Annotated in this window: 15 protein-coding genes; 11 read left to right on the plus strand and 4 right to left on the minus strand. The window is 50.2% G+C overall.

Annotated elements, in window-relative coordinates:
- The 8 genes from ACZ5DH_RS05915 (at position 1) to ACZ5DH_RS05950 (ending at position 8,265) form a co-directional block, all read left to right on the plus strand.
- Positions 1-300 (plus strand): helix-turn-helix domain-containing protein, encoded by a 300-nt coding sequence (locus tag ACZ5DH_RS05915; protein WP_464256163.1) that lies wholly within the window; start codon positions 1-3, stop codon positions 298-300.
- The gene (locus ACZ5DH_RS05920) at positions 290-1,000 is read left to right on the plus strand and encodes a helix-turn-helix domain-containing protein (protein ID WP_464256164.1); all 711 of its coding nucleotides are present in this window, start codon (positions 290-292) and stop codon (positions 998-1,000) included. The genes ACZ5DH_RS05915 and ACZ5DH_RS05920 overlap by 11 nt, the downstream gene beginning before the upstream one ends.
- Positions 1,001-1,002: 2 nt before the next feature.
- A complete protein-coding gene (locus ACZ5DH_RS05925; protein ID WP_464256165.1) occupies positions 1,003-1,233 on the plus strand; it encodes a helix-turn-helix domain-containing protein in 231 nt (76 codons plus the stop codon).
- Complete coding sequence (locus ACZ5DH_RS05930; RefSeq protein ID WP_464256166.1) at positions 1,220-1,864, plus strand: tyrosine-type recombinase/integrase; 645 nt, start codon at positions 1,220-1,222, stop codon at positions 1,862-1,864. The genes ACZ5DH_RS05925 and ACZ5DH_RS05930 overlap by 14 nt, the downstream gene beginning before the upstream one ends.
- Positions 1,865-2,172: 308 nt before the next feature.
- The gene (locus ACZ5DH_RS05935) at positions 2,173-2,445 is read left to right on the plus strand and encodes a hypothetical protein (protein ID WP_464256167.1); all 273 of its coding nucleotides are present in this window, start codon (positions 2,173-2,175) and stop codon (positions 2,443-2,445) included.
- Positions 2,442-4,133, plus strand: a complete 1,692-nt coding sequence (locus ACZ5DH_RS05940) for a hypothetical protein (protein ID WP_464256168.1) — start codon at positions 2,442-2,444, stop codon at positions 4,131-4,133. The genes ACZ5DH_RS05935 and ACZ5DH_RS05940 overlap by 4 nt, the downstream gene beginning before the upstream one ends.
- Entirely contained in the window at positions 4,130-5,902 is a 1,773-nt protein-coding gene (locus ACZ5DH_RS05945) for a hypothetical protein (protein WP_464256169.1), read from the plus strand. Before ACZ5DH_RS05940 ends, ACZ5DH_RS05945 begins: the two co-directional genes overlap by 4 nt.
- A gap of 50 nt (positions 5,903-5,952) precedes the next feature.
- Positions 5,953-8,265, plus strand: a complete 2,313-nt coding sequence (locus ACZ5DH_RS05950; protein ID WP_464256170.1) for an LPD38 domain-containing protein — start codon at positions 5,953-5,955, stop codon at positions 8,263-8,265.
- A 13-nt stretch (positions 8,266-8,278) separates the two neighbouring features.
- On the opposite strand, the gene ACZ5DH_RS05955 is transcribed toward ACZ5DH_RS05950, so the two are convergent.
- From ACZ5DH_RS05955 to ACZ5DH_RS05970, 4 genes are all read right to left on the minus strand, one after another.
- Positions 8,279-8,530, minus strand: coding sequence for a hypothetical protein (locus ACZ5DH_RS05955; RefSeq protein WP_464256171.1), 252 nt, complete (start codon positions 8,528-8,530; stop codon positions 8,279-8,281).
- 230 nt (positions 8,531-8,760) lie between these two features.
- On the minus strand, positions 8,761-9,024 hold the full coding sequence (locus ACZ5DH_RS05960) for a hypothetical protein (protein ID WP_464256172.1): 264 nt from the start codon (positions 9,022-9,024) through the stop codon (positions 8,761-8,763).
- Entirely contained in the window at positions 9,014-9,247 is a 234-nt protein-coding gene (locus tag ACZ5DH_RS05965) for a hypothetical protein (RefSeq protein ID WP_464256173.1), read from the minus strand. The genes ACZ5DH_RS05960 and ACZ5DH_RS05965 overlap by 11 nt, the downstream gene beginning before the upstream one ends.
- Positions 9,248-9,320: 73 nt before the next feature.
- A complete protein-coding gene (locus ACZ5DH_RS05970) occupies positions 9,321-9,533 on the minus strand; it encodes a helix-turn-helix domain-containing protein (RefSeq protein WP_464256174.1) in 213 nt (70 codons plus the stop codon).
- 233 nt (positions 9,534-9,766) lie between these two features.
- Here ACZ5DH_RS05970 and ACZ5DH_RS05975 point away from each other — a divergent pair, with 233 nt between their 5' ends.
- The 3 genes from ACZ5DH_RS05975 (at position 9,767) to ACZ5DH_RS05985 (ending at position 13,947) form a co-directional block, all read left to right on the plus strand.
- Positions 9,767-10,324 (plus strand): recombinase family protein, encoded by a 558-nt coding sequence (locus ACZ5DH_RS05975; RefSeq protein ID WP_464256175.1) that lies wholly within the window; start codon positions 9,767-9,769, stop codon positions 10,322-10,324.
- A gap of 429 nt (positions 10,325-10,753) precedes the next feature.
- Positions 10,754-12,430: a VPA1262 family N-terminal domain-containing protein gene (locus ACZ5DH_RS05980; protein WP_464256176.1), complete on the plus strand. Its 1,677-nt coding sequence runs from the start codon at positions 10,754-10,756 to the stop codon at positions 12,428-12,430.
- Positions 12,427-13,947 carry a hypothetical protein gene (locus ACZ5DH_RS05985; protein ID WP_464256177.1) on the plus strand — a complete coding sequence of 507 codons (1,521 nt, stop codon included), beginning with the start codon at positions 12,427-12,429 and terminating at the stop codon, positions 13,945-13,947. The genes ACZ5DH_RS05980 and ACZ5DH_RS05985 overlap by 4 nt, the downstream gene beginning before the upstream one ends.
- Positions 13,948-14,419 lie beyond the last annotated feature (472 nt).

Genomic DNA, 14,419 nt, shown 5'->3' on the forward strand with positions numbered 1-14,419 from the left:
ATGAGCCTCGACGCCACATTGTGGGCATGGCGGCAGCCTGTCACGCCTCATCAAAAGATAGTCCTTTTGGCAATGGCTGACCGCGCTGGGGAAGATCATTCGTGCTGCTCACACATCAGCCGTTTGAGCGCAGATAGCGGCATGTCTGCCCCTGACGTGCAGAACACCATAGCTGATCTGGAATGCCTGGGGCTAGTACGGCGTGTTGAATCGCATGCGTATTTATGCGTGATCCAGCTTGTGGGCGTTCATGGTCGTGAAGCGATGCCGCTCATGAGGGAGGTGCCCCATGAGCCTTAAAGCAATGCGTTGGGCCTGGGAAGTACAACAGGTCACTCGCACACAAAAAATAATTCTCCTTTCTATGGCTGACAGGGCCAACGATGAAACCGGAGAATGCTGGCCGTCTATCCGGCGCTTGTGTCTAGATACGAACTGTTCCGAGCGTACTGTTCAACGCAGCATCAAAGCCATGGAAAAAATTGGCATTATTCATTGTGATCGTGTCAGTGGGCGCGTCACTCGGTACACTCTGGTCAAGGCACCCCCGCCACAATGTCACCCCCGTCATGATGACACCCCTGAAACTGACGTAACCCCCGTCAGCATGACGCCTACCCCCGTCACTGTGACGCCAGACCCCCGTCATGGTGACACCCAGAATCTTAAAGAGAACCAGAAAAGAAACGAAGAACGCGCGCCCGCGCGCGACACTCCCCCCCATGCTGAAAACCTCAAACCGTATGGCAAAGTTTTTCTGACGGACAGAGAATTTGCCAGCCTTCAGAGCTACTACGGCATGGAAAGGGTCGCTGAAGCGCTGAATAAGTTTGACCAGCAACTTCCCCCTAGTGGAGAGCTTGATCGCCCTTTAAGCCACTATCTGGCGTTACGCAGAAGGCTTGATTGCAAGAAGACGCCAAACAAATGGACAGTAGCAGAGGCTGTGACGACCGCTCCTAATGCGTTTTTTCACTCAACTTCAGAAAGCAGGACATAGGAATGACGAGACCTTTCAACGAAGGCTGGTTCACGCTTTTGGATGTGGCGAAAATTCTTCGTGTCTCTCCCAGCACAGTGCGCCGCCTCATTACAACCGGCAGGCTCCAAGCCAACAACACTTCCTGCGCTACCCGCCCACGGTGGCGCATTCATGAGCTTTGGCTCGAAGAATATGCCACGGGCCTGCCCGTACAACCCGAAAAAGAGGAAAACCCCGATGCCACCCTGTAGAAATTTGACCATCAAGGAATGCGCCAGCATGTACCACGCCTTTACAGGCCGATATCAGGTGCGCAACCAGTGCCTGCACCTACTCTGCCTGACTACAGGACTGCGGATTCATGAGGCTCTTTCCATCAGGGTTTCAGATGTATTGCAAAATCGTCAGGTGGTTCAAGCGCTTCAGGTACAGCGCGGCAAGATGAAGCAAGCGGCACAGGGCCGCACCATTCTGCTCCCGTCGCAGACTCGTACCGCCATCCGCCTTCAGTTGGACTGGCTGCTCCACCACGGGCACCTTGGGCCTGATCAATTTTTGTTTCGCAGTCAGGCTGGTGATAGGCCCATGCAGGTGGCTGAAGCATGGAAAATTTTCAATGCCGCTGCGGACAAGGCTGGCCTTCGCCGGGACTTGGGAACTTTGGGCACACACTGCTGGCGTAAGACCTTCGCGACAGAAATTTTTTGTGCTGCGGTTGAGCGAATGCAGGCCGGGGAACGCATCGACCCAATGCGCGAAGTTGCTCGGGCACTGGGCCACGCCGACATGAAAAACACAGAAAAATACCTGCCCGTTGATCCTGAAGTTGCTCTAAAAAACATGCTGATTTTGGAAGCCAGACACAGCTACGCGCTGCCCTAAACCTGCCAGACTTTTCCACAGGGCAAAACGTTTCCTTTTGAAAAAGAAATGTACCTAGAAGATCAGCAAAAAGTTAGTATAACCATGCGAATTTTTTTGAAAACATATATGTAAAAAAAGAAATTGAGGTGAGCAGATACGCGCTGCACGAACACAAACCCGCCACGCGGGCACACAGCGCCATATAGAATCCCCAGAACCCAACTCCCGACGTTCATGCAGTCTGTTTCCTTTTTAAATCAGTACTTATCAACATGTCTGTGGAAAACTTTTTAGCCACACGTTTACTACCCCAAAGGAGAACCATTATGCACCCCGAGAAAAGAATGAAAATGCTGACACTGCTCAATGAACTGCAAACCCTTTTGCTTGATGATGACAGCAGTTCCAATACGTCTGCCGTGTATCCTGCACCCATAGCCCCTCTTGCGCCTAAGAATGAAGGCGAGGCAGCAATTCAGGATCACTCACTGGAAATGCTTACCTGGGATAACGGCGCGACAATGGCCGCCTATCAGGAAGGCTTAGAAAGCGCCAGAAAGCGTGAAGATTACCCGTGGAAAATCGAGGACAAGCGATGAACAGAACTTCCTTTCGCGTCCCTGTTAATCAACCCGGTTCCAGCATGCCGCAATACAACCCACAACAACTCCCCGCCACGCCCGGCGCTGGCGTTTCGGCTCGCCTTTCAGATAGTGCAGCCCAAGTCTACAGCCAGGGCACAGACCAGCAGGCCCGTCAGATTGATGTGCTGGGCCGTGGCATGCAGCAGATCGCCAAGGCCGGGTATGACCTCCACACCGACTACCAGACAGGCAAAGCCCGTGAAGCTTTCAACCAGCTTCGCGCTGAAGAAATGGACATAAAGGCCCGCCTTGCCGGGATAACAGGAAAGGACGCCATTGACCCTGAAAATGGCGTTCAGGCCAGCATTGCCAAATGGCAACAAGACGCTCGTGCCCGCCTGACTAAAGACCTGGGCGGCATGGCGCGTAGCCTGTTTGATCAGGCTGCGGAGCTTCACCTTGCCAACCTCACGGCGTGGGGCATTGAAAAGCATACTGGTGAAGAGCGCACCTATCTGAATCAGCAGGATGAGGGCACCATTGCGCTGGATGCCTATGCTATGCTTTCCGATCCGCTGAATACCGCTGCGGTTAAAAACGGATTTGGAAATATCAAGGGCCGCTATCGTGCCCTGCGTGATCGCAACGGCTGGTCTGATGAAATCACCCAAGCCAAGCTTAATGCACAAGCCGAAAAAATTTTCAGTAAAATGGTTGATAGCCAGATTGATGGTGACAACCTGGGCGCAGCGCGTGAACTGCTTGGCCGTTACGGTGAGTACATGGGCGGTAGCCGCAGCGCCTTGGAAGCCCGCATAACTGCCAAAGGCCGTGAACTGCAGGCCCGTGCGCGGGCTGAACAGGAAATGCGCTTTGTCAGCACCTTCGCTACCGACCCACTACAGGGCATTGCAGAAATATCCACCCCAGAAGGGCAGGCAAAGTATGGCCTTGACGCCAAGGCGGCTTTGGGTGTGCGCAGCATGCTTCAGGCGCAGTGGAGCTTCAACAAGCAAGTCGAGAAAGAGCGACGCGATGCCTACACCACAAATGCTGTGAATGGCATTTACGCCACACTCACAGGCGACCCCAGCAAGAAGATTCCGCCTGATCCGGCCAAAGCCTATCAGGATTTGCAAAACTCCAATCTGGACGCCCTGACCAAGCTTGAAATGGGCCGCAAGCTCGAAGACGGCACCATTGGCAAAACACGCGACGCCGCAGCCGTCAACGACATGGCCCGCCTGATTGTCAGCGGTGAGGTTGATTCCGACGCGCCCATTGATGTCATGCTGGCACAGGGCAAGGCCAGCGTAGGCGATGTGGCCATGCTCAAGGGCATGCGCAAGGATATGGACGGCCCCCTCAAAGATTACCTCAAGCGCGGCGATGCTCTTGTTGGCAACGCTTTCGCCCGGCCTCAGTTCGCAGCCGGAACACCCGAAGCCGCCATTAAAGAAGACAGAGCGCGCAATCAGCTACAGCGCGCCATAACCGAGGCATACAAAAAAGGCGGGCCGGAGGCCGTGGAAAAACTGTTCAGCAGTGATTTGCCCATGTCCATCATGAGCAGCAACGCCGTTTCTGTTGACGATGAACTGAACAATCTTGACCGCGTTCTCAATGTCGGGCGCACCGATAAACGCCCCATTGAAAGCGCTGATGACTATGTAAATAGGCGCACAAAGGGGGCTGCTCAATGAGCCAGACCAATACAAACCAAGATTTTTACCTTGAAATGCGCGGCCAGGGCTACAATGATCAGGAAATCCGTAATGCCATGCGCCCCATGCTGGTTGAGGGCGGTTTTTCCGATCAGGAAATTAACGGCTACTTCAAAAAATATGATCCTGCCACCCTGTGGGATTCAGTCGTTCATGGCTTTCAGGGCTCGGTGACGGGCCTCGCGGCGCGTGAGAAACTGCCCGACAACCTTTCACCGCCTCAGCTTTCGCAGCTCTCCACCATACAGCGCGTGGGCCTTCAGATGGGAACCCTGGCAGGCGACATGCCAACAATGGCGATGGGCGCAGCCTTGGGGCTTTTGGGTGGCCCTTCTGCCCCGGTAACGGTTCCGGCGTCGGCCATGGCAATTACGGAAGGCACCCGCGCCATTTACATGGAACATATTAAAAATGGCGAAGTGCAAAATGCGGAACAATTTACTCAGCGCATGGGCACCGTACTTACTGAGGCAGGTAAGGGCGGCGTCATTGGCGGCGCTACGGGCGGCATGGGCAAATTGGCTGGCATTGGGGCAAAGGCTGCTGGTGCCGGAGCCGTAACTACGGGCGCGGCCACAGTCACGGCTGAAGTGGCCACCATGCCCACCGTGGCCGCATGGCTTGAAGGCCGCCTGCCAGAGCCTCATGAGTTTGTCGATGCCGCCATTCTTGTGGCCGGACTCAAGGGGGCGGGTGCAACTGGTGGCAGGGTTGTAGACGCGGGCGGAAAGCTTGTGCCCAAGCTGCGCAATATATACGCCAGAACCGGCAAAGACCCCATGCAAATTCTGGAAGAAGCCCGCACCAGTGACGCTGTGCGGCAGGATTTGCTTTCCCTCAATCGCGAGTTGCCGGAAGGCTACATGGTTGAAAGCCGTCAGGGCAGCATGCCACGGGAGGCCAGAGAAGCAGGCGGCAATCCCAATGAGGCTATACGAGCGGCAGAAGGCTCTAATGCGGCCATGCCCCTAACCAGAGATGCCGCGCCCGCCGCAGATGTAGCCATTGAAACCTACTGGCTTTCCAGCGTCATTGACCAGTTGGCGGACGACCTGGGCGTTCCCTTCCGCGTTGGCCGCCTGGGGCCGCACCTCAAAAATGCAGAAGGCATTTATAAGCCCTGGGAAGAAGTCTCCCGCGTCCGCATCGCTAATGATATTGCCACCATCGCGCATGAGGCCGGGCATCATCTGCAAAAAAAGATTTTCGGCACGCTTGATGAAAAGCCGCTTCTGGCTTTTGCCGATGAACTGGCACCCATTGCCACTGTTCCACGCAAGGGGCAATCCCCCCTGCCCGAAGGCTTTGCGGAATTCATTGCCCGCTACGTGGTAGATCCGCAAGGCGCTCGGGAAAAAGCCCCTCGCTTTTATGACTATTTTGAAGGGCACCTTGAAAACGGCAACCCGGCTTTGTTGCAGTCCCTGCAAAATGCTCGCGCAGGTGTGCGCCGCTGGAATGAACAACCCGCCGTTAATGAGGTTTTGTCGCAAATCAACGCAGCTGAGTCAGGGGCGACAGGTTCACTTCGGCAAACCTGGCGGCAGGCATACACCACCTTTATTGACGACCTGCACCCACTGAAAAAGGCCGTTGACCAGATGGCCGGCGGCAGAGAGCTTCCAGCCGCTCTAGACCCTTATATCTTCTGGCCCGAACCTACCGGGGCGCAGCAGGCAGGGCCACGCACTTTCTTGAGCGAAGCCCCTTTGATTTTCATACGGGCGAAAGCGTCGGCAAGCCGCTGAAGGCCATCCTTGAGCCCGTCAAGAATCTGGACGAGCTGCGGGCCTATCTGGTGGCAAAGCGTGGCCTTGAGCTTGACGTACGCGGCGTTCTGTCAGGTATCCGCAAGGGGGCAATGGAAAAGACCGTCAGCAAGCTGGAAGCGGCCTACGAAAAAACCGCTCAGGATCTCTATGCCTACCAGGACCATGTACTGAACTACTATACGGCCTCCGGCATGCTTGGCAAAGAAACTCGAGCGGCCATGCGCGCAGCCAACAAAAACTATGTGCCCTTTTACCGCTTCATGGGCGACATGGCATCCACCGGATCAAATGTTGGCAGCAAAGGCTTTTCACCGCGTGAGGCCATTCGCAAAATCAAGGGCAGCGGGCGTGAGATCATTGACCCGCTGGAAAGCATCCTCAAAAATACCTACGCCATGATTGAAGCGGCGGAAAAGAATAAGGTGGGCCTGGCGCTGGCTGACCTTGCCCGAATCACCGAAGGTGCAGGCGGCCTTGTGGAAAAGCTGCCAGCGAAAATGCAGGGCACCCGCATTTCTGGCGAAGAAGTCATGCGGACCTTAAAGGATGCTGCCCCTGAAGCGGCCCGCGCCTTTGCTGAAGCCGTGGAGCGTGGCGACCTGGATGTAAGCGCATTCCGGCCAGACTATCGCATAGACAAGAAAACAGAGATTTCCGTCATGCGAGATGGCAAGCGTGAGGTGTATCAGGTAGATCCGGAACTGGCCAAGATCATGAACGGCCTTGATGGTGACGCCCTGGGCACGGTCACAAAAATACTGGCCTTTCCCGCCAGAGTGCTGCGTGCTGGCGCCACGCTCACGCCTGAATTCATCGCCCGCAACAGCATGCGTGATGGCATGGCGGCCTTTGTGCAGTCTGAATATGGCTTCAAGCCGTGGGTGGATGTTCCGCGCGGACTGTTCCACGCCCTGAAGCGTGATGATCTGTACTGGCGCTGGAAGCGCTCCGGTGGCGACCAGGCCACCATGCTGGGAGTGGACCGCACAACAGTGCGCCGCTCCCTTGACGACCTGACCAGAACAGGCGCGTTTAACAAAACCTGGAACATGGTCAAAAATCCTGTTGAGCTTTTTCGCATTGTTTCCGAGCTTTCCGAACAGGCTTCGCGCCTGGGCGAATTCTACAGGGCGGAGAAGGCCCTTGGCAGCGGCACAGACGCGTTGAGCAAAGCGGCCCTTGCCTCGCGCGAGGTGAGCATGGACTTTGCCCGCATCGGTGCCCGTATGCGCGCCGCCAACGCGCTTATTGCCTTCACCAATGCCCGCGTTCAGGGGCTGGATAAAATGGCCCGTGTGTTCGTGGAACATCCCGCCAGGTCAACCGTGCGGGCCGTGAGCGCCATTACACTGCCGTCTGTTCTTCTGGCCATCGCCAATCACGGCGATGAACGCATCAGGGAAATACCGCGCTGGCAGCATGATCTTTTCTGGCTGTTGCCCGTAGGTGACGTGGTGTGGCGTATTCCCAAGCCCTTTGAACTGGGCATCATCTTTGGTTCCATTCCAGAGCGCATTACGGAATGGGCTTTGGACCAGATGAGCGAGCAGGAAAAGAGCGATGCCTTTCGCGGTCTGGGGGCCACCATGACGGATATTGTGAAGCCGCCTGTGCTTCCTACCGCGCTGGTGCCCATTGTGGAAGGCTGGTCTGGCAAATCCTTCGCTTTCGACAGGCCCATAATTCCGGCCTCGCGCGAAGGCATGCTGCCGGAATACCAGTATACGGAAAACACCACTGAACTTGCCAAGGCTCTTTCCCGCTTCGTGGGCACCCTGCCGGGCATGGATCAGTTAAAGACCTTCAGCCCCGCAGCAGCGGAAAATACCATTCGTAATTATACAGGCGGCAGCGGCGTATATGTGCTTCAAGGTGTTGACTTTGCCCTGCGCAAGTTCGGTGCTTTGCCTGATCCGGTCAAGCCCACCCCCACCCTGGCTGAAATTCCTTTTGTGCGGGCCTTTGTGGCCAGGCACCCAAGCATGGGGGCGGAATCCATCGCCAAGTTTCGTGAGCATTGGCAAGAGGCCAGCGCCTATCTAAAGACCATCAACGGCTTGCAGAAGGAATATAAATATCAGGATGTGGCCAACCTGATGCCCTACCATGTCTATTCAGCTCTGGAGGGTACAAATCAAGCCTTGAACACACTTTCCCGAACCATCAGAGATATAAACAATGTGCCAGATGGGCAGATGACCGCCGATGAAAAACGCCAGTTTATTGATGCCCTGTACTTCAAGGCCATCACTGTGGCGCGCTACGGCAATGAAATTTATGACAACCTTCAACCCATGATAGAGCAGTTGAAAGCGCGGGCGGCGGAGGCAAATAGATAAAGATGGGATGCTGTCAGTTCAGCAGGGTTTCAACCATCTTGCGGCGCTCTTCCAGCTTTTCCTGTTCGCCGCCGTGATAGTGAGGATCAAACAAATTAAAGTATTTCACAATTGAAGCCTCAGAAAATCCATGTTCTTCCAGAATTGGGCGAATATATTCTCGTGTTTCTGAGTCGGAAAAACCGCCCTCATGCAGCGTACTGTAAACCCCGGTTCTGTAATCCACGACTTCACCGGCGAGCTTTCGCCGGGCGTCATCTACCACCAGAGCCCTTACGCGCTCGGTATGTTCATCGCCGATCGCACATGGTATTGGGGTCGCAAAATAAAGTATTGCGGCAAGAAGAAAGCAGAATAGGAGCTTTCGCATGCTTCAAGTCTAAAAAGCATATCGGCGCAAGGCAAGTATCAACGACAAGGGCCGGGAGTTTTCCCGGCCCTTACCGTGTCAGGTTTCAGAAGATCTTCTGGCTCCAAGATGATATTTTTCTTATATTATTGGATAATGTAACTCACTTGTTCACGATACATTTCCCTAAAAAATGTTAGCTCTTCAAGCAGTTTAAGTTTTTCATCCTTCAATTCCAAATTTTCTTCAATAGCGTTTTTGAGTAACGCGTCATGTTTTCTATAGCTACGCCACACTTCCGTATACTCACCTTCAATCTTAGCTAAGTATTCATACCGTTCGATGGAGATCGCTTTCTTGTTGCTACTGCGCGTTTTTCTTTGGGGGAGAGGAGCTTTTTCAGTTGCCATAAGGCACCTCGGGAGAGTGTTTGCCAATTCCCATATGTATTGTATGTGCGGCATGGGCAATCAAGCCAAGCCCTCCAAATATCGCATGGTAATCTTGCGCAGAAAAACCATCAGCTCCCATCATCTTTTCACGTAGCCCTATCACAAGATCTTCAATGGATTCCGCCAGGGAGGACAAGTCTTCAAGCTTGTCATAATCAAGTGGTGTTAGTAGGTTATCCATAGCCTTCAATCTCCTTCTTAGGTTGAGGGTTAGGCCCGGCATGAAAGATCACACCTTTCATGCCGGGCTGTTTTTATTCTTCATTACTTTCCTTGGCCTGCACTGCGTTGCCAGTGGCAAGCCAGGCTTTGACTGCATCGGGATCAATCCGCCAGCTTCGTCCAACCTTACGTGCAGGCAAGCCCGCTTGAAGGGCTTGGAAAAGAGTTTTCCGATCAATGCGCAAAGCATCTGCGCATTCTTCAACGGTCATGCCAATGGGTGGCCAGTTAATTTTTTCTACCATTATAACCCCATTTAGGAACTTATACTACATTTAAAAGGAACTTAAATGGAATTAAAATAAGATGTCAAGACCAGTTGATTTCACTGAAAACAAGAAATCCATATAGGGTGTAGTCTAAATGGACAATTTGCTTCGGCATAAAAAATGTCTAAATAGGATGGTAAAAATAATTTATTGACACAATCAATTTTGACTCTTAAATTCTAATTAGACACTTTACAGGAGAATCCCCCATGAGCAAGCAAATTGGATATGTCCGCGTCAGCAGCGTTGACCAGAACACGGGCCGCCAGCTCGAAGGCATTGCCCTAGATAAAGTCTTCACCGACAAAGCCAGTGGCAAAAGCAGACAGCGGCCTCAACTTGAGGCTTGCTTGGAATACCTGCGTGACGGGGACACGATCCACGTTCACAGCATTGACCGCCTGGCCCGCAACCTTCAGGATCTGCTTACGCTAATTTCTGACTTGACCAGGCGGGCAGTGACAGTGCAGTTCCACAAGGAAGGCTTGATTTTTACCGGAGAGGACAGCCCCTTTCAGCGTCTTCAACTGCAGATCATCGGCAGCGTGGCTGAATTTGAACGGGCCATGATTCGGGAGCGCCAGCGCGAAGGCATCGCCCTGGCAAAGAAAGAAGGGAAATACAAAGGCCGCAAGGCGGCTTTAAGCGCCGTCCAGGTGGAAGAAGCTCGCGTACAGATCAAAGCTGGCGCAAAGGTAGCCAAAGTTGCGCGAGAGCTTGGAGTGTCGCGGCAGACGCTGTATACTTCTCTTGAGCGATTAACTTAGTTTTTGAACAACAGTATAAAAATAGACGATCTCCCTACCTTACTTAAACAACTAAAAACATAAATCTCATTATGTTTGCGACCGCCTGTCTTCTTAAAAAAATGGCGGATAGTTCCATTCTCACCCAACCCCTTGAAATTTTAAAATAGCGCCTCTGTCCGCATCGCTAAAAAACAAAGAGAGTTGCTACTCTCTGGACAGCATTACGGCGACGACGAGGGCCGCATGTGCAAAAGCAGGAGTCTCAGATTTACGTCTCCATGATTTATACGGCACAAAGCCACTTCCTGCTTGTTTGAAAACACAGACTTGGACATTATGAAAATCAGGACGATAATCGAACACAAGACTTTGCAAAAAACTCGCGGGATATACACATCTGAGAGCAAAACGGCCAATGGATTGGCTTGCCGTGAAAAAGAGGTAGCAATGGCATGGTATCCAGCACTTGAACAACTTGACCCGCTAATTACATTCGACCAGTTTTTGGAAAAAATTCGTTTGTTTGGACGACCGGGGCTTTTAGGTTTTTTCAACTATGTCGAGGCTACAGAAGTCTTCATGCTCGCTGAAAAGCACTCGCCGCCTTTGAACGTTTTTACGCTTATAGTCCTTGAGGAACACAAGACGTCACCACCAGAGGAACAAATCATCATCAATGCCCCCAAAAGGATCACAATTCCCGAATGTAAAGGTTGTAGCTTCGGTGTTTATCGATATTTCAAACCCCTAGAGGAATTCATAGCGAGTTTGCAGCATTTTCAAAATGCAGGACAATGGAACGCTAGCGGAAGTAGCCTGACCATTGGCACCTTAACCCCCCTGCTGCCTCAATTCGTTCCAGCAGACCAAACTGACAGTGTTCCTTTGAATGGTGCTCTAAAGAATAATTTTTGGAATGGTTCATATGTGCTGGAGTTGTTTGACAACGAAAAATCTAATTTTAACTGCTTCTTCACCAGTCCGCATCAGTTGCAGGCTTTATCTCAGGAACTTACGAAATTTGTTCCACTTAGACTTGCCTCGCTATCTGACCGCCTTGGAAACATTATCATCCAAATACCAAGTAATATTGGCGCATTCAAGCTTGGTTCAAGCAAGAATGACGAAAATTTTTATTCATTCGCTTGGCGTGAGGGAGTAAAGAAAAGAAGGACTCAGCTAGTTGCTGTCAGCGAAGTTGATAGAAGCATCATCGCCTTTGGAGCCAATCAAGTCTCTAAAGGAAGGTCTTGGGAACTCTCCATAGGCAAGGCTCCAAAAATAGACAGAACCTATCTTTTTGATTTGGAGAATCAAATTCTCCTGGCATCTTCACAGACATGTGCTTTTATTAAGGAAATTAATCTTGAGATGAACCCTATTGATTCTGAACCGCGTACTATCTATCTCCCCGCAAACAATGGAGATCCTGAAAAAATTCATCTTCATATTTCTTCCAGCATGGGGCCAACTAAAATAGGCCAGCAACATTTTTTTAATTATAAAAAATGGATTCAGAAACGCATCTATCAGGCCGAAATGGACACCTTGCAGGCACAGAAGGAATTTGTTCAGTATGGCTTAGTTTCTGACGAAGAAAATGAGCATAACCGAGCCTTGGTGGATATCCGCGCATTGCTTCAGCAACATGGACGTAAGGAAGTTTTGTTGTGGGATCCGTTTTTGTCGGCGCACGACATAATGAAGACGCTATTCTTTACTCCTCACTTTGGCTCTCGCCTTCGAGCCTTAACATCGGGCAAAGCTTGTACACTATTTAAAAGCCAGGCTGTCGATAGCCCTCACAAAGACATTAATGCTGAAACGTGGAAACGTTTTCAAGTTGACATCTTGAATACTCCAGGCAACAACTATCGTGGATTGCAGCTAGAATTTAGGATTAGCTATGGCCCAAGTGTAACTGCTTTCCATGACCGATTTTTAATTTTTCCCGACACGAACCATGGACCGGTTGCATGGTCTCTTGGCACTTCCGTCAATAGCCTGGGTAAAAGCCATCATATTTTGCAGAAAGTTGTTCATGCTCGTCCTGTTGCAGACGCTTTCCAGGTCATATGGAACAAGCTGGAAGACAACAAATATTTAGTTTGGAAACGTCCATGAATGCGCGATATCAAAAAGATGCACAGGAATGGTTCGAAGAAGCGGCGCATGACGGACCAATACTTCCTCCCAAAGTCCTGATAGACGCTTTGGGTAAGGGGAAAGCCGCTTGGCTTCACCTTGTTAACGATGGTGTCTATGAAGCCTGCAATAAATTCCATCACGAATTCCCTGAAATCGCTAAAGCTCGTTATTATAGTTTAGAGCCACATGAAAAAGACAAAATCGTTGCTTTGCTTCGATGGTTCAAGCTACCACTCGAAATAACAGCTAAAAAACATAACCATAAAGCGATAGGGGTAGTGCATCTACTTATTGGAGCGTGCTTTGGGCGGGGTAGTTTTTTTTGGAATAATTCAGAAATTTCGTTTGGAAAAAAGGATGATCTTGCAAAATTTGCCTCAAAGATATTAAAAGGCATGACTTTTTCTTTTTCAATTCCTCTAGATACGCCACTGTACGAGCGAGAGCTTTTGGAGCAATGGGATAAAGCTCGACAAGAGCACAATTTTATTGTGATAGGCCGCTTACTCCGTTCCTTTGAAAACCTTTGTCACTTGCCTACAGTGATGGAGCAAGCTGTTTTTAGCCTCCAAGCGAACGCCCCGCAACGGCTTTTACATATTGTGAATAATTGCAATAACCCCATGACAGCATGGATGCTTACTGAATTACTATCTCCTTCAATACGCCTTCTTCTTTGTGAAAAAACGCGAAATATATGGTTTATGTTTTTTGGCCTACTGTATGGTGGATTTGGAGAAAAAAGAAGGCGTGATACTTCCGTTGATATTCAGAGACAACTTGTAAAATGCCTACTCAGGGCATCAAAAAATGTTCAATTTTGGAGACAGTTCATCTCTATTCTTAATGAACACGCCTATTGCTACCCTGATATGCAAAAAAGCCTTGGCACCGCTTTGACCAAAGCTTCCAAAGCCGCCATATCTATATACGCAGAGACATTGCCTATAAAACTTGATTCCATTGACAGCCATATACCTAATGAGGCTGACGGAATAGAAACTTGTATTGGTAGTTTTGTAGCTTGTGCCAGCAAGGGAATGAAAAAAGTTTTGTTGGAGTTGCTTTATACGAAGTGGGTGAACTTTATCAATTCCCCTAAATTGCGAACAGATGAAAGTCATACAATAAGCTTATTTCGCACAAATATTGATTGTGCAGTGAGTTGCTATTTAAAAAATCACTTTAAGAAAAATCATATCCATACCCTAATCAAGGATAGTGCGGATAAGTTAAACACATTTAAAAACATATGGCACATAGGAGCGGTAGAAGCAGACAAATTTTTAACGATAGAACTATGTAAAATTAATGTTTATTATTCTGCACTTATTGATGATGTTCCAAGATTTTTCGAACGCCCGTTTCCATTTCGGACTCCGGCATCTTTGCTCGAAAGCACGTACATGCAGCATATCTTCCCACATCAATTAGACGAATTAATTCGGCTAGCACGCAACGGAGTACAGACAACCAATGTGCCGTTGGTTTAATGAGGTTGTCGCTTGTTGCTCTTGTATTCTACACCCCTTTGACTCATTGTCCACCATGTCGAGAAATAGCTTCTCCTGTAGCCCGCTACTGCAAGGAAAAATTTCACAGTAAAGGCAAAAATTTTGTTATTTCCTCAATAAAAAATCTATTGCATTATGTTGTTCATTGGCTCATCGGGGATATTTTATGTATCCTCCAGCCCTCAATTGGCTTTTTTGATGTCCAAATTTTGGACTACTCCCTGCGTTTTTGCCGGGTTCTAATTACTAGTTGAAACAGATATAAAAGATGCCTCCTTTACTTATGAAATGTCCCGTCAGTGTGCAAAAATAAAATGGGGGCAACTTTGGGGGCAACATAAAAACATAGATTTTAAATAATATAATAATTACACATGATTAATCTTTTCAATTTAGTCCCGCCCTCGCACCAAAGATTACTCTCATAAAGCCCCGTAAAGCTCTAACAGCC

This window comes from Desulfovibrio simplex, from assembly GCF_055387835.1.